The 18,349-nt window shown below is 67.0% G+C and carries 17 protein-coding genes; 6 read left to right on the forward strand and 11 right to left on the reverse strand.

What is annotated here, in order from left to right; translation table 11 throughout:
- Both Q7T84_RS13735 and Q7T84_RS13740 read left to right on the forward strand, forming a co-directional pair.
- A partial coding sequence (locus tag Q7T84_RS13735; RefSeq protein WP_304809852.1) for a DUF1214 domain-containing protein occupies positions 1-230 on the forward strand: 230 nt, incomplete at its 5' end.
- A gap of 195 nt (positions 231-425) precedes the next feature.
- Positions 426-611, forward strand: coding sequence for a hypothetical protein (locus tag Q7T84_RS13740; RefSeq protein ID WP_304809854.1), 186 nt, complete (start codon positions 426-428; stop codon positions 609-611).
- A gap of 9 nt (positions 612-620) precedes the next feature.
- Here Q7T84_RS13740 and Q7T84_RS13745 read toward each other — a convergent pair whose 3' ends face one another.
- Genes Q7T84_RS13745 through Q7T84_RS13755 form a run of 3 tightly spaced genes read right to left on the reverse strand, consistent with a single transcriptional unit; the run spans position 621 to position 5,795 of the window.
- Positions 621-2,231, reverse strand: a complete 1,611-nt coding sequence (locus Q7T84_RS13745) for a fatty acid--CoA ligase (RefSeq protein ID WP_304809856.1) — start codon at positions 2,229-2,231, stop codon at positions 621-623.
- 14 nt (positions 2,232-2,245) lie between these two features.
- Positions 2,246-3,430 (reverse strand): acyl-CoA dehydrogenase family protein, encoded by a 1,185-nt coding sequence (locus Q7T84_RS13750; RefSeq protein WP_304809858.1) that lies wholly within the window; start codon positions 3,428-3,430, stop codon positions 2,246-2,248.
- Positions 3,431-3,440: 10 nt separating this feature from the next.
- Positions 3,441-5,795: a TonB-dependent receptor gene (locus Q7T84_RS13755; protein WP_304809860.1), complete on the reverse strand. Its 2,355-nt coding sequence runs from the start codon at positions 5,793-5,795 to the stop codon at positions 3,441-3,443.
- A gap of 162 nt (positions 5,796-5,957) precedes the next feature.
- Here Q7T84_RS13755 and Q7T84_RS13760 point away from each other — a divergent pair, with 162 nt between their 5' ends.
- Positions 5,958-6,716: a helix-turn-helix transcriptional regulator gene (locus Q7T84_RS13760; protein WP_304809862.1), complete on the forward strand. Its 759-nt coding sequence runs from the start codon at positions 5,958-5,960 to the stop codon at positions 6,714-6,716.
- Positions 6,717-6,755: 39 nt separating this feature from the next.
- Here Q7T84_RS13760 and Q7T84_RS13765 read toward each other — a convergent pair whose 3' ends face one another.
- The 5 genes from Q7T84_RS13765 to Q7T84_RS13785 are packed head-to-tail and all read right to left on the reverse strand — an operon-like array spanning position 6,756 to position 13,502.
- Positions 6,756-9,992, reverse strand: a complete 3,237-nt coding sequence (locus Q7T84_RS13765) for an efflux RND transporter permease subunit (RefSeq protein ID WP_304809864.1) — start codon at positions 9,990-9,992, stop codon at positions 6,756-6,758.
- Between the two features lie 3 nt (positions 9,993-9,995).
- Positions 9,996-11,168 (reverse strand): efflux RND transporter periplasmic adaptor subunit, encoded by a 1,173-nt coding sequence (locus Q7T84_RS13770; RefSeq protein WP_304809866.1) that lies wholly within the window; start codon positions 11,166-11,168, stop codon positions 9,996-9,998.
- Entirely contained in the window at positions 11,165-12,427 is a 1,263-nt protein-coding gene (locus Q7T84_RS13775) for a TolC family protein (RefSeq protein WP_304809869.1), read from the reverse strand. The genes Q7T84_RS13770 and Q7T84_RS13775 overlap by 4 nt, the downstream gene beginning before the upstream one ends.
- A 53-nt stretch (positions 12,428-12,480) precedes the next feature.
- A complete protein-coding gene (locus tag Q7T84_RS13780; RefSeq protein WP_304809870.1) occupies positions 12,481-12,846 on the reverse strand; it encodes a hypothetical protein in 366 nt (121 codons plus the stop codon).
- Between the two features lie 8 nt (positions 12,847-12,854).
- Positions 12,855-13,502, reverse strand: a complete 648-nt coding sequence (locus tag Q7T84_RS13785) for a cation transporter (protein WP_304809873.1) — start codon at positions 13,500-13,502, stop codon at positions 12,855-12,857.
- A gap of 144 nt (positions 13,503-13,646) precedes the next feature.
- On the opposite strand from Q7T84_RS13785, the gene Q7T84_RS13790 reads away from it, so the two are divergent.
- On the forward strand, positions 13,647-14,090 hold the full coding sequence (locus Q7T84_RS13790; RefSeq protein WP_304809875.1) for a helix-turn-helix domain-containing protein: 444 nt from the start codon (positions 13,647-13,649) through the stop codon (positions 14,088-14,090).
- On the opposite strand, the gene Q7T84_RS13795 is transcribed toward Q7T84_RS13790, so the two are convergent.
- Both Q7T84_RS13795 and Q7T84_RS13800 read right to left on the reverse strand, forming a co-directional pair.
- Entirely contained in the window at positions 14,087-15,520 is a 1,434-nt protein-coding gene (locus tag Q7T84_RS13795; RefSeq protein ID WP_304809877.1) for a mannose-1-phosphate guanylyltransferase/mannose-6-phosphate isomerase, read from the reverse strand. The genes Q7T84_RS13790 and Q7T84_RS13795 overlap by 4 nt on opposite strands.
- Positions 15,521-15,637: 117 nt before the next feature.
- The gene (locus tag Q7T84_RS13800; RefSeq protein ID WP_304809879.1) at positions 15,638-16,048 is read right to left on the reverse strand and encodes an OsmC family protein; all 411 of its coding nucleotides are present in this window, start codon (positions 16,046-16,048) and stop codon (positions 15,638-15,640) included.
- 115 nt (positions 16,049-16,163) lie between these two features.
- Here Q7T84_RS13800 and Q7T84_RS13805 point away from each other — a divergent pair, with 115 nt between their 5' ends.
- Both Q7T84_RS13805 and Q7T84_RS13810 read left to right on the forward strand, forming a co-directional pair.
- Positions 16,164-16,916 (forward strand): hypothetical protein, encoded by a 753-nt coding sequence (locus Q7T84_RS13805; protein WP_304809881.1) that lies wholly within the window; start codon positions 16,164-16,166, stop codon positions 16,914-16,916.
- Positions 16,917-16,977: 61 nt separating this feature from the next.
- Positions 16,978-17,991, forward strand: coding sequence for an LLM class flavin-dependent oxidoreductase (locus Q7T84_RS13810; RefSeq protein WP_304809886.1), 1,014 nt, complete (start codon positions 16,978-16,980; stop codon positions 17,989-17,991).
- Here the strand turns inward: Q7T84_RS13810 and Q7T84_RS13815 are convergent.
- A complete protein-coding gene (locus tag Q7T84_RS13815; protein WP_304809883.1) occupies positions 17,988-18,164 on the reverse strand; it encodes a YegP family protein in 177 nt (58 codons plus the stop codon). The genes Q7T84_RS13810 and Q7T84_RS13815 overlap by 4 nt on opposite strands.
- Positions 18,165-18,349: the final 185 nt, after the last annotated feature.

Consider the following 18,349-nt stretch of genomic DNA (forward strand, 5'->3'; position numbering starts at 1 on the left):
TGCTGCACCGCCACGCCCTGAGCGATCGCGATCGGTTGCAGCCGGAGCCAAACGGAGATCTGCGGTTGCTGGTCCAGCACATGCCGCCCTCGGCAGACCAGGCCGCCAACTGGTTGCCCTCGCCTTCGGGGGAATACGCCCTGGTTCTCCAGCTGTTTGGGCCTAGGGCCTCGGCCCTAGACGGCGCCTGGTCTCCGCCCCCGTTAAGGCGCATCGGGGCCATCAGTTAACCTGGTCGCCTAGGGTCAATCGTCGCGCCGATAGCGGGAAAGACCTGATCCTCGGGGGCACGGAGCCGCCTTCCACTGTCCGGACCTGGTGCAACATCCCCCCCGTGGCGCTGGGTGATTGGGCCGAGCCCGATCTCTCCTCGACCGGCCCCGCGCGCATAGCGTGGGGCCACCGCCGTCTCGACGGATCAGAACATGCAGTTTCCACCGCTTCCGCGCGCCACGACCAAGGCCCCTGGCGCGGCGCTGCTTGCGCTCGGCCCGCCAACCCGGCGCGGGGTGGAAGTGCATGGGCGTTTCTATAGAACGGCCTGCTGGACCGAGGACCTGCGCGCGACCGAACGCGCGCAGGGGCGCCACATCCTTGATCTGCGGGTCTGACGCGCCGGCCTAGTTCACGCGCCGAGCCCGCCCGGCCCAGTAGGGCTCGCGCAACTCACGCCGCAGGATCTTGCCGGAAGCATTGCGCGGCAGAGCCTCGATGAAGTCGACGGTCTTTGGCGACTTGAACGCCGCGATCCGTGAGCGTGCGAAGGCGATGATGCTCTCGGCGTCCGGCGCGGTTCCCGGTTTGAGAACCACGATGGCCTTCACCGCCTCGCCCCAGACGTCGTCCGGCACGCCGATCACCGCCACCTCCGCCACATCAGGGTGCCCATAGACCGCGCTCTCGACCTCGGCCGGATAGATGTTCTCGGCGCCGGAGATGATCATGTCCTTCACCCGGTCGTGGATGAAGAGATACCCGTCTTCGTCCAGATAGCCGGCGTCTCCCGTCCGCAGCCAGCCATCGTCACCCACCGTCGCCGCGGTCGCCTCGGGGAGCCGCCAATAGCCGGCCATGTTGGAGACCGAGCGCACGGCCACCTCGCCGACCGCGTTCGCCGGGAGGCTCACGCCGGCTTCGTCGACGACCTTCAACTCCACGCCGGGCATGGGCAGGCCGGCGGCGCGCATCCGCGGCGTTCCGTTCGGATCGTGATCCTCTGGCGGCAGATAGACGATGGTCCCGCAGGTCTCGGTCATCCCGTACTGCTGGCAGAACCCGCAGCCGAAGATATCCATACACTCGCGCAGCAGATCCAGCGGGATCGGGCTCGCGCCATAAAGGATGTATTTGAGGCGGCTGTAGTCCACCTCCCGCGCACGCGGCTGGCGCACCACGATCTGCAGCGCGGCCGGCACCATGAACATCTTGGAGATCTGGTCGTGCTCGATGAAGTCGAGCACCTTGAACGGATCGAACTCCCGCGCCACGACGCCTTTCGCGCCGTTGACCAGCCCGACGATGCCCCACCCGGTGCCGCCGATGTGGCCCACAGGCATGGCCACCAGGCTGATGTCGTCAGGTCCCCAACGGTTCCAGGCCATCTCGGCTTCCGCGGCCTTACGCCTTCCCCCTAGGATGTTCAGGTGGCTCAGCATCGCCCCCTTCGGCCGCCCGGTAGTCCCTGAGGTGTAGAGCTGAACGGCGACCTCGTGCTCGTCGAGCGGCAGTTCCGGGTCCTGCGCTGGCTGGCCGTCGCGCCAAGCCTCAAAGCTGGGCCAACCGGAGGGGCCCGCCTCCATCGCCACGATCTTCACGCCGGGGAGTTCGGGCGCGATCTGGATGGCGCAGTCCACAACCTCGGGGCCGACGAACAGCATCTTGGCCTCCGCGTCGCCGGCGATGTAGGCGACCTCGGGCGGGGCGAGACGCCATCCGATCGGGGCCATCACCACCCCGATCTTCGTCGCGCCGAACAGCAGCTCGAAATAGTGGTCGCTGTTCTTGCCTAGATAGGCGATGCGGTCGCCCTTCTTGAGGCCCTCGGCCAGCAAGGCCTGCGCCGCCTGGCTGGTCCGCCGGTCGAACTGCGCGAAGCTGGTTTCGCGCCCTTCGAAAACCAGGGCCGTGGCCGTCGGCCGCCGCGGGGCATGATAGCGGGGCACGTCGGCCAAGGTCCTCATGGCCTCGAAGTCGATCGTCTGGTCGGGCTGATTGGTCGTGGCCAGCGCCATCGGGCGTCCCTTTCTCAAAGTCCCAACACCAGACGGGCGATGATGTCCCGCTGGATTTCATTCGAGCCGCCGTAGATCGTGGCCGCCCGATCGTTCAGGTATCGTGGCATGGCGCTCAGAACGCCGTCCGGCCCTATGGGGGGAACGTTCGAACCCGGCTGCCGGGCGTCTGGCTGATCGACACCGGCGTAGAAGCCCGCTGTCTCCAGCGCCAACTCGTCGACCATCTGCAGGGCCTCGGCCCCCTGCGCCTTCAACATGGAGGATGCAGGACCAGGATTGGCTCCGGACGCCAGGGCCGCCAGGGTCCGCTGCTCGGCGATCTCGATGGCGGTGACCGCGATCTCGGCCGCCATCAGCTTGGCGCGGAACGCCGCTTCGGTCAGCAGCCCGGCCTCCCAGGCCAGGTCGCGCACCCGTTCGAGCATCACCTGGAGCCCCGGCGCCGAACTGCCGCCACGCTCGAACTCAAGCAGGTACTTGGCGACCGTCCAGCCCTTGTTCTCCTCCCCGACCCGGCCAGAGATCGGAACCCGCACGTCCTCGAAGAAGACCTCATTGACCTCGTGCTCGCCGGCCAAGGTGATGATCGGGCGGACTCGAACGCCCGGCGCGGTCATATCCAGCAGCAGGAATGTGATCCCCGCCTGCGGCTTGCCGGTGGCGTCTGTGCGCACCAGACAGAACATGCGGTTCGCCCAATGGGCGTGCGTCGTCCACAGCTTGGAACCAGACAGCACATAGTCTTCGCCGTCCCGCACCGCCCGTAGCCCGAGGGCCGCGAGGTCGGAGCCGGCCTGCGGCTCCGAATAGCCCTGACACCAGTAGTCCTCTCCCGAGAGGATCCGAGGCAGATAATGGGCCTTCTGCTCGGGCGTGCCAAAGCCCATGATCACCGGCCCGACCATCCGCAGCCCCATGGGCGCGAGGCTTGGCGCCCCGGCCCGCGCGCACTCAGCGGCGAAAATGTGCCGCTGCATCACGTCCCAGCCGGGTCCGCCGTACTCGACGGGCCAACTGGGCGCGGCCCAGCCCCTGGCATGCAGGATCTTCTGCCAAGGCAGGCTGTGGTGTTTGTCGGTGAAGACGCTGGTGGCCCTGCGCCCGACCTCCCGCAGCTCAGGGGTCAGCGAGGTCGCAAGGAAGGCGCGCACCTCGTCACGGAACGCCTCCTCCTCGGTCGAAAGATCGAGATTCACCGGCGCGCCCCTAGAACTTGGCCCTCAAAGTCAGGCCGTAGGTTCGCGGCGGAGCCAGGAAAGTCGCGAAGGTGCCGGTCTGCAAGGGCTGGTCGACGACAACCTGATGATAATCCTCGTTGGTGAGGTTCTGCGACCATAGTTCAGCCGACCAGCGCTTGTCGGGCGCGCCCAACACGATCCGCGCATTGACCAGGGTCAACGGCTTTTGCGACTTCAGTGGATCAAGGTTCGAGCCGGTGTTGTACTCCGACGTGTACTTGGCCGAGATGCTAGCGCGGAATTCCAGGTTGTCGCTGATCGGGGTTTCGTAGCTGACCGTCCCAGCGCTCGACCACAGCGGGGCGTAGGATAGGCGTGTATTGGGCAGGCGCGGCGAAACGCCGAGCGGCGGCGTGAAATCGCCGAACTGGGTTTCGGCGTAGGTCACCCCGCCAGAGAAGCTCAAGCCCTCGACCGGCGTGCGCCACATCAGATCGAAGTCGACCCCGCGCGAAATGACTTCCGGGATCGAGGCCACGAGCCAACTGATCCCCGTATAGGTGTTGAGCTGGAAGTCCTCAAAGGTCTGGTGGAAGATCGTGGCGTTGGCCACCAGCCCGTAGCCGAGCGTGTTGGTCTTCACGCCAAGTTCGTAGCTGGTCACCGTCTCGGCCGGGAAGCTCGTATTGGGATCGATCACCCCGATAGCCAGGCGCGAGCGATCAAGGTTGAAGCCGCCACTTTTGAAGCCCTCGGCGTAGGAGGCGTAGGCCATGATCCCTTCGTTGAACCGGTAGGCGGCCTTCACCGTACCGCTCCAACGGCCCTCGCCCTGCTTCTGGTGGGTGATGACGTTGTTGAAAGCCGGGTCGGAGTGCGGCGCACAGAGCGCGGCGCGCGCCGCGGCCGGGATAGGACGGACGATAGCCGCCGCGCAGGCCGCCGCGGGGACCGAGTTTGTATAGTGGCTCTCGACGGTTTTCTCGTCGTCGGAATAGCGAAGCCCCAGCGTCAGCTCGAGGGCGTCAGTCACCTTCCAGCTATTGTTGGTGAAGATCGCCCAGCCCTTCGAGCTGTGGTCATAGCTGTCACGCGGCCCCTGACCGGCCGGGAAGTTCGTGCCGGCAGGCAGCCCCGTCAGCGTCGAAACGAAGGTCGGATTGGTCCCGCCCGAGAGCAGCAGGCTGAAATAGGGTTCATAGGCGCTACCGAAGGTCGTGGCGGCGCGGGCCTTCAAAGCCTCGTCGGAATAGAAGACGCCGACCAACCAGTTCAGCTTTTCGGTGGCCCCGGCCAGCCGGACTTCCTGAGACAGTGTCTTGATCTGGCTGAAGCTCGAACCGTCGGTGTCGCGATACCAGATGTCAGCCGAGGAGAAGTCGATGTCCGAACCGTTCTCGGCGCGCCACTCGCGATAGGCCGTGATCGAGGTCAGCGAGATGTTCTCGTTGATGTCCCAGTCAAGTTGGGCCGATACGCCGCGGTCGCTGATCTTGGAACCCATGTCGCGGTTGGCGTTGGCGACGCGGTCATAGGGATTGGGCGGGCGGATCACGCCATTGTCGGCGGCCAGCGCATCCACCAGCGGCGCGGTAGGGCCGGCGACGGTCACGAAGTTGACGCAGCAATGCTCGTCACGCTCGGACAGGTCGGCCAGCACCTTCACGACCACGGCGTCGGTGGGCGCGATCAGCAACTGGCCCCGCACCGTGTAGTAGTTCTGGTCGGTGTCGTCCGTCCGGGTCCGTGGACCCGCGCCGACCAGAACGTCGGCGAAGCCGTCACGCTCGCGCTTGGCGACATAGAGACGGCCGGCCATCAGATCGCCCGCGATCGGCCCTGTCACGGCGGCCGACAACCCGCGAGCGCCGTAGTTGCCAAAGGTCAGTTCGGCATCGGCGCCGAACTCGAACGAAGGCTCCTTGGTGATGACGTTGATGACCCCGGCCGAGGTGTTCTTGCCGAACAGCGTCCCTTGCGGGCCTTTCAGGATTTCGATCCGTTCAAGTTCACCGAGATCGCCGAACGCGACGCTGCTGCGCGAACGGTAGACGCCGTCGATGACCGTGCCGACCGATGATTCCAGTCCGGGATTGTCGCCGATGGTGCCGACCCCGCGAATCCGCGCGGAGGTCTGCGCCTCGCTGGTCGAGGAGGTCACACTGAGGCCAGGCGCCAGGACCTGAAGGTCCTTGATGTCGCGAACGCCCGCGTCCTGCAGTTGGCGTTGTGGCAAGGTCGTGACCACCACAGGCACATCTTGCAGATTTTGCTCGCGCTTTTGAGCGGTCACCACCAGCTCGGCGACCATGCCCGTGTCCTGGGCCAAGGCTGGCCCCGCCGTGCAGGCAGCCGCCAAAATCGCCCACGAGGCATTGCGCATCATGTGTCTCATCGTCCCTCCCGGCGCCGCCCTTTGTTGGCGGCTTGTTATGTCGCGGCGATCTGGCGCCGCTCTGCCCCCAATGGTTGCGCAACCCCGTCAGGAACGACAAGCTAGCGGAAGTGATAGGGTCGCCTCCGCGATCAGGACATTGGCGGGCGAATGACGAGTACGACGGCGCAGGCCGAGCAGGATCTTGTGCGGGCCTTGGCCGTCCGTGTGCGCGACGAGGGCGCGAAGATCGGCCTGCCCTACATTGCTGTCAGCGCCGATATCGGCGACCCGCAACCGATGCTCGGCGCCGATGGGCGGCCGTTTGCCGAAACGCTGTTCGAGTGGCTCGATCCAGGTCTGCACTACTGGAAGGATCGCAGCTTCGCCCTGCGCTCCCCTTTCGTCTTCGGCGCTCGCTACACGGCCGAGCCGTTCTTCTTCGTGGCGGGCCGGTTTGGAACTTGGCGGCCGGCCCCTCGCCTGGAACGGATCGAGGTTCTTCAAGCCCCCGAACGCCTTGCCGTGGGAACCGCGATCATCGCGCCGGCCCACCTGCCGGGCGGAATCATCGGCGCCGTGGTGTGGGCCTCGCCAGAAGTCTTCGACGTGCGCCCCACCTTCGAGCGCGAGGCCGCGGGCCTTCACGCTCTCACGCTGAAGTTGCTCGCCGCCTACAACGACCTGGGGGTCGCGGCCGACTCCGAGGAGGTTCGGCTCACCCGGCGTGAGATCCAGTGCCTTAAGTGGGCCGCCGATGGAAAGACCGACGCCGACATCGGGCAGATCATGAAGATTTCCACCCCGACGGTTCGCTTCCACATGCGCAACGCCGCCGACAAGATGGGGGTCGCCGGACGCCCTCAGGCGGTTCACCACGCAACTACCCTGGGTTACATCGGCGAACGAAAGAGCCGATCGCGCGCCTAGGCGAGACCCGGCGCTTCCGCCGCCGGGTCTCAAGCTTCCCTATTCAGCCGGGGCCAGAACCGGCTCGGCGTCAGGGCGCCGCCAGCGCGCGGCGATCCCCAGCACGACCTGGGTGATCGCCGGCAGCACCAGCAAGGTGAGCGCGGTCGCGGTGATCAAGCCGCCGATCACCACCATCGCCAGAGGCTTTTGAACCTCCGCGCCGGCGCCAGTGGCAACCGCCATTGGGATGAAGCCGATGGCCGGCACCATGCCGGTCATGACGACCGGACGGACCTTCGCCATCGCCCCATCGATGATCGCCTGGCCCAAAGCCATGCCCTCGGCCAGCCGCTGCCGGATGCTGGTCATGACGACCAGGCCGTTCAGAACGGCCACGCCTGCCAGAACGATGAAGCCGACCGCGGCCGAGACGGAGAAATTGATCCCCGACATGGCCAGGGCGAAGACCCCGCCGCTGAGCCCCAGGGGCACGGCGATGAACACCGCGAGCGCAGGAGCAAAACCGCCAAGCGCTAGGTAGAGCAGCGCGAAGACCGCCGCGAAGCAGATCGGCACGACAATCGCCAGCCGCTGGGAAGCCGCCTGAAGGTTCTGGAACTGTCCGCCCCACTCGATCCACGTGCCCGGCGGTAGGGCCACGGCCTCGACCTTCGGGCGCGCCTCGGTGACGAAGGATCCCACATCGCGGCCGCGAACATTGGCCTGAACGACCACGCGGCGCTTGCCGCCCTCTCGGCTGATCTGGTTCAGCCCCTCGGCGTGGCTGAACCGCGCCAATTGACTGAGCGGCGCCGACCGGCGCGCCTGACCAGGTTGCTCCGGCAGCATGACCGGCAGAGCGCCCAACGCGTCCAGATCGTTGCGGCTCGCCTGGGGAACCCGGACGACGATGTCGAAGCGACGGTCGCCCTCGAACAGCAAGCCGGCCTCGCGGCCCGCCATGGCGGCTGCAACGGTGTCGGCCACCTCCTCCACCGTCAGCCCGAACCGCCCGATCGCCGCGCGGTCGAACTGCACGTCGAGGGTCGGCGCGCCGGTGACCTGTTCGACACGGACGTCGGCCGCGCCCGGCGTCGATTGCAGCGCCGCGGCGATCCGGGCGCCGGTGGCGCTCATCTTGTCCAGGTCGTCGCCGTAGATCTTCACCGCGACGTCGCCGCGGACGCCGCCGATCAGTTCGTTGAAGCGCAGCTCAATCGGCTGGCTAAGCTCGTAGCCCTGGCCGATCAGCGCATTGGCCTTAGCCTCGACGCGGGCGATCACGTCCTCCTTGGTGTTGACGCCCTTCGGCCAGTCCTTCCGTGGTTTGAGCATCACAAAGCCGTCGGAGATGTTCGGCGGCATTGGATCGGTGGCGACCTCGGCGGTGCCGGTCTTGGAGAACATGTAGTCGACCTCCGGCAGGCTGGTGATCGCCTGTTCGACGCCCCGCTGCATCCGCACCGACTGTTCCAGCGACGTCGATGGAATCCGCTGCGAGGCCAGCGCCAGGTTCTTCTCGTCGAGTTGCGGCATGAACTCCTGGCCCAGGAAGGTGAAGGTCACCCCCGCCAGGACGAAGATCCCGACCGCCGCGCCGATGAAGGGGGCTGGTTTCGCCACCGCCCGGCGCAAGACCGGTTCGTAGTGATGCTTGATCTTGGCGATCGCCCAGACCTCTTTCTCGGCGACCTTGCCCCGGATGAGGAGCGCGACCATGGCCGGCACGAAGGTCAGCGACAGGACGAAGGCCGCCGCCAGGGCCAGCATCAAGGTGATGGCCATCGGGGCGAAGGTCTTCCCCTCGACGCCTGTGAAAGTCAGCAGCGGCGCGAAGACCAGGAAGATGATCCCCTGACCATAGACGGTCGGCCGGATCATCTCCTGCGAGGCCAGCATGGTCTCTTCCAACCGCTCACGCAGGCCGAGCAATCTGCCCTCGCGATGCTGGCGCTCGGCCAGTCGGCGCAGGCAGTTCTCGATGATAATCACCGCCCCATCGACGATCAGGCCGAAGTCGAGCGCCCCCAGGCTCATCAGATTGCCCGAGACCCCAAGGACGTTCATTCCGATCCCGGTCATCAAGAACGAGATCGGAATGATCAGCACGGCGATCAGCGCCGCACGGACGTTGCCGAGCAGGAAGAACAGCGCGATGGCGACCAGCAAGGCGCCCTCGAAGAGGTTACGCTGCACGGTGGCGATGGTGGCGTTGACCAGCTTCGAGCGGTCGAGGGCCGGCGTGACCGTCACCCCGACCGGCAGCGATTTCTGGATGGTCTCCAGCCTCTCACCCACCGCCTTGGCTACGGTGCGGCTGTTTTCGCCGATGAGCATCAGGGCGGTGCCGACCACGACCTCGTGACCGTTCATGCTGGCCGCGCCGGTCCGTAGCTCGCCGCCGATCCTGACCTGCGCCACATCCCTGACCCGCACGGGGACCCCGCCACGGGTGGCGATGACCGCATCGGCGATCTCGTTGATCGAGCGGATGCGGGCGTCGGCGCGGACGAGGTAGGCTTCCCCGCCCCGCTCCAGGAAGTTGGCGCCGACCGAGAGGTTCGCCGCCTCCAGCGCCTTGGCCAGTTCGGAGAATGACACGCCGTAGGCGCTGAGCTTCACCGGGTCGGGCTCGACCAGATAGTGCTTCTGGAAGCCGCCGATAGAATCGATCCCGGCCACGCCGGGCACGGTGCGCAGTTGAGGACTGATGATCCAGTCCTGCACCGTGCGCAGGTAGGCGCTGCGCGCGGTGTCGTCGGTGAGACGCTCGCCCTCCGGGGTCAGGAAGCTGCCGTCCGCCTGCCAACCGGTCTGGCCGTCCTTGACCGCCGCGCCCTTCCCGCCCGGGTTCGCGAAGTCGACGGTGTACATGAAGACTTCGCCCAGCCCGGTCGTGACCGGACCGATCTGCGGCTGCACGCCCTCAGGCAGGTCATCACGCGCCTGGGCCAGCCGTTCGCTGACCTGCTGACGGGCGAAGTAGAGATCGACGTCTTCCTTGAAGACCGCCGTGACCTGGGAGAATCCGTTCCGCGACACCGAGCGCGTCGACTCCAGCCCAGGAATGCCGGCCAGCGCCGTCTCCACCGGGAAGGTGACGCGCTTCTCGATCTCGATGGGCGAGAGGCCCGGATCGGTGGTGTTGATCTGAACCTGGTTGTTGGTGATGTCCGGCACGGCGTCGATCGGCAGCTTCGACAGTTGCCAGACCCCGATCCCGGACAGGATCGCGATGATGAATATGACCGCCCAGCGCGCCCTGACGGATAGGGCCATGAGACCTGAAATCATGACCTAGTGCGCCTCGCCTTCGCCCTTGCCCAACTCAGACTTGAGCAGGAAGGCGTTGCGGCCGGCGATGGTCTGGCCGGCCGTCAGGCCGCGCACCACCTCCGCCCGGCCAGCGCCGCGCTGGCCGATGGTCACCGGCCGCGCCTCAAAGCCCTTGGCGGTGCGGACGAAGACCACGTCGCGGCCCTCGACGCTCTGCACCGCCCCGTCCGGAACCACGATGACCTTGGAGACGGTCGCGACGGTCGGAATGATCCTGGCCCGCACAGACTGCCCTGGCTGCAGCCCTGCAGGCGAGACCTCGACAATGGCGGTCGCCGCCCGCGTTTCCGGGTTCAGGCCGGGGGTGATCGAGCGGACCTTGCCCTCGATCGTGCGGCCGTCGGCGGTTTCGACAACCACCCGATCGCCCGGCGCGATCCTGGGCGCGTCCATGCCGCTGATCGAGACCTCAACGTGGACCAGCTTCGGATCGGCGATCCGGAACAGTTCAGTCTCCGGCTGAACGAAGGCGCCGAGGTTCAGGGAGGACGCGGTGACGCGCCCGGAGATTGGACTGGCGACGATGACGCCGCGGCCATCGGCGGTGACATTCGCAGTCCCCGCGGCGACCTGCGCGCGGCGGGCCTCCGCATTGGCGGCCGCGGCCTCGGCCTGTGCCTGCTCATAGTCCTGGCGAGCGGAGACACGTTGCTCGAACAGCCGTCGTTCGCGCGCGAGCGCGGTCTGGGCGAGGTTGGCGCGCGCCGAGGCGACAGCGCGATCGGCGGCGATCTGCGCGGCCTCCCGACTTTCGACAATGGCCAAGGTCTCGCCGGCCCGGACCGGATCGCCGATCCGCTTGAAGATCTGCGTCACAGCGCCAGCGGCCCGCGCCGTCAGCACGGCTTCACCACCCGGCGTCGCCGCGACAACGCCCTGCGCCAGGATCTCGCCGGCGAAGCCGCCGACCGACACCGGCTGAACGAGGATGCCGGCGGCGACGATGGCCTCCGGTGTCATCTCCAGGCCTTCGGCTTCACCTTCCTTGTGGTCGTCGTCCTGGTGTTCGCCGCCTGCGGCGGCGGCCGTAGCGCCTCCCCCAGCGGTCATCTTGGCTAGGCCAAAACCCCCAGCGCCTGCGATCAGGATCGCGGCGGCCACGCCGCCATAAAGACGGGACTTGTCTTTGTTCACGGTTGTTCTCCGAACGGGGCGCGGCCTTGCAGGCGCGCGAGAGCGGCCTGTGCGCCCAAGCGCTCCAGGGCTGCGTCTAGGGTCTGGGCGCGCGCGTCAGCGAGCGCGCGGCGGGCGTTCAGCACCTCGATCAGGGCCAGCTTGCCGCCCTCATATCCGATGCGGGTCAAGCGATAGGCCTCATCCGCCGCACGCTCGCCTTCGCGGGCGGCGATAAGCCGGCTATCGGTCGCGCCGAGACGCGCGACGCCGGCCATGGCCTCGGCCTGGGCGTCCAGACGGGCCGCTTCCAGGCGGGCCTCGGCGGCGCTCAGCTCAGCCTGGGCCGCGCTGATATTGCCGCGATTGCGATCAAACAGCGGAAACGGCGCCGAAAACCCAGCGACCATCGCCGTGGATTCGTCCTCCTGGAACTTACGAAGCCCCACCGAGACCGAGAGGTCGGGGGTCGCCCGGGTCCGCTCGACCCTGATCCGCCGAGCCGCCGCCTCACGGTCAGCTTGGGCCGCCAGATAGGTCGGGCTCGCCAGGGGATCGGGCGGGGCGAGTGAAGCCCTACGGTCGGCTTGCGCCAGCAGGCCATTGGGGATCGAGCTGATCTGACCCGGCGCGCCCGAGAGAGCTGTCAGTTGGCCAAACGCCGTCGCCCGAACGGCGCGAGCTTCATCGAGATCGGCGCGCGCGGCCTGAACGCCGGCCAGAGCCTGAACCCGGCGCAGATCGGCCTCCCTGCCCGCCTCGACGAGCGCGGTCGCCACGCGGGCGTCATCCTCGGCCAGGCTCAGCGCCTCGGTGGCGAGTTGGACGCGCCGGTCGGCCCCCTCGGCCCCGGCATAGGCGTCGGCGAGGTCGAACGCGAACTGGGCGCCGGCCTGGATGGCGCGGAGCTTGGCGGCGTCGACCTCGGCGCGGCCGGCGGCGAGACGGGCCTCGCGCTTGCCGCCCAGTTCCAGGGTCTGTTCGATAGAGGCGGTCGCCTCGGCCAGGTCCGAGCCCTTGTAGGGACCCGAGCCGGAGAAGTTCTCGATCTCGACGCCGACGGTCGGGTTCAGCCGCGCTCCGGCTTGACGGGCCAGGCCCGTGGCCCGGGCGATTTCGGCCCGGGCCTCAGCCAGGCGCGGCGCGCTGGTCTGAGCTTGTCGGAGCAGTTCGGCATAGGGCGGCGCTGGATCGGCCGAGGCCGCGCCCGCGCAAACCGCGACAGCGGATGCGCCGATCAGGACCGCGCGCAGCGGCCCACGGCGATGGTGGGAAGTCATAAGAGTCCTCGCGTGATGACGGATGAGACGCGCGAGCGCGCGCGTGCAGTCCGTCAGCCGCGAGGAGGTCGTTCCAGGCCCGAAGGCGCCAGGGAGGCGTGCCGCGAAGGCGGCGGCGCAAGATGAGTTTCGCCAGAGGTCGTCACCTCAGCCCCAGCCGCGAACGCAGCCGCGCCGAACCCGACCCCGTGGTGGCAATGTCCGTGCGGGCAAGCCGCGGAGGAGCCGCCCGAATGGTTGTCGTCCTGATGGTCGCTGACGGAGAGCACAGCATCCAGGGGCGCCGCCGTCACAGCCACGCTCCCGCCGTCCTCCTTGCAAAGGAAGGCGTCGAAGGTCGGGCCGGCCAGCAGGGTCGCGAGCAGGCAGACGGTCACCAGACCGCCCAGCTTGCGCCACCATGTTTCGAAACCCGACATCGACGCCTCTATAGCTCTGCGGTCGATTGGCGGGAATGCGTTACAAAATCACGGTTCTCGGGCGCGGTATTGGCCTCCCGAAGCTCTTGCCGCGCTTGCACGGTGATCTGCCAGGCCGAGCGCAGGAAGACCCCGGCCAGGAAAATCCCCACCACCAGGTCAGGCCAGCGCGATCCGGTCACCGCCACGGCCACGCCGGTCGCCGCCACGGCCAGGCACTGGATCATATCGTTGCGGGTGCAGAGCCAGACCGAGCGCACATTGGCGTCGCCATTGCGATAGCGAACCAGCAGCAGGGCCGCGAGCAGGTTGGCCGCCGCCCCAAAAAGGCCCAGCCCGGAGATCACGCCGGCTTCCGGCGTCACCCCTGTGATCGCCCGCCAGATCGCGAACCCCAGGATACCAGCGGCCATCAACGCCAGGCTGCCGCTCTTGATCAGGGCCGCGCCGGCGCGCACCTGGACGCTCTTGCCGATCGCCCACAGACTGAGCGCATAGGTCGCCGCGTCGGCCGCGAAGTCCAAGGTATTGGCGGCCAGCGAGGCCGAGCCGGCCATCAGGCCGCCCACCGCCACGACGCCAAAGCCCACGAGATTGATCGCGATGACGCCCATCAAGGCGCGGCGATAGCCAACGGACGCACCGTCGAAAACCACCGTATGGCCGCAACAGCCTCCGCCGGTGGACGACTCAGGCGACGTACTTTCGGATGAGGAGCAACTGGACATGACGCCACCTTGCATCCTCTAGCCACTAGAGGATCAAGCGCCTATTTTCAGATCCTCAACAGGACGCCATCCATGCCCGCTCTCTCCATCGGAGCCCTCGCCAAGGCGACCGACGTCAAGGTCACCACGATCCGATTCTACGAACAGATCGGCCTGTTGCCGCAGCCGCTGCGGGCTTCCAATGATCGCCGGGTCTATGACGAGCGGACGCTGAGCCGCCTAGCCTTCATCAAGCATGCCCGGCAACTGGGGTTCGCGGTCGACGCCATCCGCACCCTGCTGCAGCTATCAGACAATCCGGACCAATCGTGCGAGCAGGCCAATATCCTCGCCGCCGAACAGTTGGCCGCCGTCGATAGCAAGATCATCCGGCTGCAAGCGCTGCGGGGCGAACTCCAACGGGTGGTTTCCGCCGCCTGTCAGGGCCGTGTGTCCGACTGCCGGGTGATCGAGGTTTTGAGTGACCACGGCCACTGCGTGGCCGATCACGACGGACCGGCCGCCCTGACCGCCTAATTCCGCGCGTAGTCGTCCTCAAAGCGGACGATATCGTCCTCGCCCAGATAGTCGCCGGACTGAACCTCGATCACGCTGAGCGGCTGGTCGCCGGGATTGGCCAGCCGGTGGCGCGCGCCCTGCGGGATGAAGACTGACTCATTGGCACGCACCACGACCTCTTCGTCGCCGATCGTGGCCACCGCGACGCCGCTAACCACCACCCAATGCTCGGCGCGGTGCGCGTGACTCTGCAGCGACAGCTTACAGCCGGGGGCGACGGTGATCCGCTTGACCTGGAAGCCCGCACCGCTGACGACGCTCTCATACCAGCCCCACGGCCGACGTACCTGGCGCGCCTGTGTGGCCGGCTCGCGACCGGCGGCGCGCAGCAGTTCGACGATGCGCCCCACGTCCTGCTCGGAGCCACGGTCAGCCACCAGCACGGCGTCCGGAGTCGCCACCACGATCAGGTCGCGGACGCCCAACGTGGCCACCAACGGCCCTTCGCTACGCACATACGAGTTGGTGGTCGCCTCGGCGAAGGCCTCGCCGATCAGGACATTTCCAGCCGAAGTCTTCTCACCGAGCGCCCAGAGCGCCGACCAGGCGCCGACGTCGGTCCAGTCAAACTCGGCCTTGATCACCGCGAGGCGGTCGGTCCGCTCGGTCAGGGCATGGTCCAGCGAAATCGACGGACCCGCCTGGAACGCGGCCTCGTCCAACCGCACGAAATCCAGATCGCGCCGCGCCTCGGCCAGCGATCGCTTCGCGGCCAGCAGAACCGCCGGTTCATGGCGTTCCAGTTCGTCGATCACCAATTGGGCCGGCGCCAGCAGCAGGCCGCTGTTCCACAGATGCCCCCCGCCCTTCACCATCGCCTCGGCGACGGCCGGGCTTGGCTTCTCGACAAAGTGCTCCACGCGGTATGCGCCTGCGTCGGTCTCCAAAGCAGCGCCGGGACGGATGTAGCCGTAGTCCGGGATCGGCGAGGTCGGATCGACGCCGAAGAGCACCAAGGCGCCGCGCGCCGCGATCGCCGCGGCCTGGTCCACCGAGGCCAGGAACTTCGCGGTGTCGCGCACCACATGGTCGGCCGGCATGACCAGGATCAGGGCCGCGGGGTCAAGGTCCCGCGCCAGCAAGGCCGCCACCGCGGTCGGCGCGGCGGTGTTGCGACCACATGGCTCCAGAGCGATCAGCGGGTCCTTGGCCCCGATAATTCGCAGCTGCTCGGCGATCGTGAACCGGTGCTCGGCGTTGGCGACGACGATCAGCGGTTCGAACCGCGCCGGGTCCGACACCCGCGCGGCGGCGGACTGGAGCAACGTCAGGTCTTCCGTCAGCGGCAACAATTGCTTCGGATGGCTCTCGCGCGACGCCGGCCACAGCCGTGCGCCCGTCCCGCCGGAGAGCAGCACGGGGAAGATCCTGGAACCACGCGTGCTCACGAAAACCCTCTTCCAGACCACGCCGCTTCAAGGGCGCGCGCCAGCCTATGACACGGTTGAGGCAAGAGCACGCCCTGGTGATCGCGGCTTCAGGAGCGCTACTCCCAACGCAGAGGCCTATTTGATCGTGGTGTTGATGGTCATGCCCGCCTTCAAGGCCAGGGTGACCGGGGTCTTCTCCACCACCTCGGCCAGCCGTTTCACCTGGACTTCATCGAGCCCCTCGCCAAACCGCACGACGCGCTCGATCTCCCGCTGGCCAGCGACAATCCGCAGCGTCAGACCAACGTGAACGCCCACCGGCGGCCACTCCTTGCGCTCGCAGTACATGCGCAGCGTGATGGCCGAACATGCCGCGAGCCCAGACAGGACATAGCCGAACGGCGAAGGGCCGGTATCCCCGCCCCCCAGCCCCTTCGGTTCATCCGCCAAAAGCCTATGGTGACCGGCTGCGATCTCGACCGTGTAGGGCGTGTCGCCGATATCGCCGACGACCGAGGCGATGGTTGTTTCACCAGGTGCGCTCAAGACCGCTCTCCACTATCGCCCGAAGATCACCAACATGCGCTTAGCCTCCTTGACCGGCAACCAAGCCAGAGGCCCGACGAGCTTGCTAGTCTAGGAGACCAGACAGGAACTCCCCATGAGTCGCATCCCAGCCACGGTCGCCGCCACCCTCCTAGCCTTGACGGTATCCAGCGCCGTTCGAGCCGAGCCGACAGAAGTCGTCGTGCGAGCGCTCAGCAAGGACGCCAAGTTCATTGGCGACAGCATGGGCGGTGTCCAGGTCACCTTGACCGATGTCGCGACGGGTCACGAACTGGCCAAGGGCCTGATCGTCGGCACGACCGGCGACACCCAGAGGATCATGGTCGCGCCGCGTCAGCGCGGCGCCACCCTTTCCACGCCCGAAGCGGCCGCCTTCCGGACCACCCTTGATCTCGGCCGCCCGACGCTGGTCAAGGTCGAGGCCGTGGGACCTCTTGGCAAGCCACACGCCCAGATCACCGTCACGTCCATGAAATGGCTACTGCCGGGCCAATCTCTGGTCGGCGACGGCTGGCTGCTGGAATTTCCCGGCCTTGTCGTCGAACCCACTTGGGACGTCGAGACCAACGCTCTGAAGATCGACGCCAAGGTCACCTTGATGTGCGGGTGCCCGATAGAGCCCGGCGGCCTTTGGGACGCCGCCAAGTACGACGTGCGAGCCACCCTGCTGGACGGTGACCAGACGATCTCCACCGCCACGCTCGCCTACGCCGGAAAGCCATCCACTTTTGCCGGAAAATTGCCGAGGCCGACGGCTGGCGCCTATCGCCTGCGTGTCGTCGCGACCAACCCCGAGACCGGAAACACCGGCGTGGTCGAGCAGCCGGTCAGCGTCGCAGCGGCGTGATGATAGCGGGTTGGCGCCTGGCGCCCCTCGCCTTCGGCTTCAGAGCCCCTATATGGCGCTGATGGTTGATCTCTCGGTTCTAGACTTGTCGCCCATCGTCGAAGGCGGCGATGCGTCCCAATCGCTTCGCAATACTCGCGATCTGGCCCAGCACGCCGAGCGGCTGGGCTACCATCGCTATTGGCTGGCCGAGCACCATAACATGACCGGGGTGGCGAGCGCCGCCACCGCCGTTGTCATCGGGCACGTGGCCGGCGGCACCTCGACGATCCGCGTCGGTGCCGGCGGCGTGATGCTGCCTAACCACGCGCCGCTGATCATCGCTGAACAGTTCGGGACGTTGGCCGCGCTCTATCCTGGCCGCATTGACCTGGGCCTTGGCCGCGCGCCGGGTTCCGACCAGGCGACGGCGCGCGCTCTGCGACGCAATCTCGCCGGGGACATCGACCAGTTCCCCCGCGATGTCATCGAGTTGATGGACTATTTCAAGCCGGCCCAGCCCGGCCAACAGATCCAGGCGGTGCCGGGCGCCGGTCTCGATGTCAATTTCTGGATCCTGGGCTCCAGCACCTACGGCGCGCAGCTCGCCGCGGCGCTGGGTCTGCCGTTCGCCTTCGCCTCGCACTTCGCGCCGACTCAACTTGAGACGGCCTTGGCCATCTATCGCAGCCAGTTTCGGCCGTCGGAGCATCTGGCCAAGCCTTATGTGATGCTGGGCGTCAATGTGACGGCCGCCGAGACCGACGAAGAGGCCCAACGGCTCTTCACCTCGCTGAAGCAGGCCTTCATCAATCTGGGTCAGGGACGTCCTGGTCCCTTGCCTCGTCCTGTCGATGACCCGCACCGCCAATTGGACGAGATCGGCGGGCCGATGCTGCGTCAAAGCCTGAGCTGTTCGATTGTCGGGGCGCCTGAGCGCGTCCGCCAGGGCCTGGCGGACTTCGTCAAGCGGACGGGCGCCGACGAACTGATGGTCACGGCGCAGATCTATGATCACGCCGCGCGGGTGCGATCGTTCGAGATCACCGCCCAGGCGCGCGATGAACTCACGCGCCTGGCGGCTGTACCAGCCTAGGAGTTGTCTTCAGTCGGCGCTTCCGGGCCGTTCTTCTTAATGGACTCGATCGCGTTCTGAGCGCTCGCCTTGGACGCATAGCCCTCGGTCGCGAAGATCACTTCATTGTTGTACTTGAAGCGAACCCGGAACTCGCCAGCCTTGTCTTTGTAGATCTCGAACTTATGCGCCACTGGTCGTCTCCATTGGACCGTTGAACTATCTCGCCCGTCCCAGGGCAGATTTGGGCGCCGCCCCGCTCAGGTCAAGCCTGATGCATCCGGTTGCCGCCACACTAAGGTCACGCTTCGGCGAGACTTTGCGAACCTGGAATTCACTTCCCATCTAAGGGGTCACGATCCCCTCGCCCTGGAGGCCA

The organism is Phenylobacterium sp. (assembly GCF_030654915.1).
Lineage (GTDB): Bacteria > Pseudomonadota > Alphaproteobacteria > Caulobacterales > Caulobacteraceae > Phenylobacterium.

Bases quoted from the DNA above. Each gene is read 5' to 3' on its own strand.
- Q7T84_RS13780 (WP_304809870.1), bottom strand. From the start codon at position 12,846: ATGTCGGGTTTCGAAACATGGTGGCGCAAGCTGGGCGGTCTGGTGACC.
- Q7T84_RS13765 (WP_304809864.1), bottom strand. From the start codon at position 9,992: ATGATTTCAGGTCTCATGGCCCTATCCGTCAGGGCGCGCTGGGCGGTC.
- Q7T84_RS13775 (WP_304809869.1), bottom strand. From the start codon at position 12,427: ATGACTTCCCACCATCGCCGTGGGCCGCTGCGCGCGGTCCTGATCGGC.
- Q7T84_RS13805 (WP_304809881.1), top strand. From the start codon at position 16,164: ATGAGTCGCATCCCAGCCACGGTCGCCGCCACCCTCCTAGCCTTGACG.
- Q7T84_RS13760 (WP_304809862.1), top strand. From the start codon at position 5,958: ATGACGAGTACGACGGCGCAGGCCGAGCAGGATCTTGTGCGGGCCTTG.
- Q7T84_RS13740 (WP_304809854.1), top strand. From the start codon at position 426: ATGCAGTTTCCACCGCTTCCGCGCGCCACGACCAAGGCCCCTGGCGCG.
- Q7T84_RS13810 (WP_304809886.1), top strand. From the start codon at position 16,978: ATGGTTGATCTCTCGGTTCTAGACTTGTCGCCCATCGTCGAAGGCGGC.
- Q7T84_RS13755 (WP_304809860.1), bottom strand. From the start codon at position 5,795: ATGCGCAATGCCTCGTGGGCGATTTTGGCGGCTGCCTGCACGGCGGGG.
- Q7T84_RS13745 (WP_304809856.1), bottom strand. From the start codon at position 2,231: ATGGCGCTGGCCACGACCAATCAGCCCGACCAGACGATCGACTTCGAG.
- Q7T84_RS13790 (WP_304809875.1), top strand. From the start codon at position 13,647: ATGCCCGCTCTCTCCATCGGAGCCCTCGCCAAGGCGACCGACGTCAAG.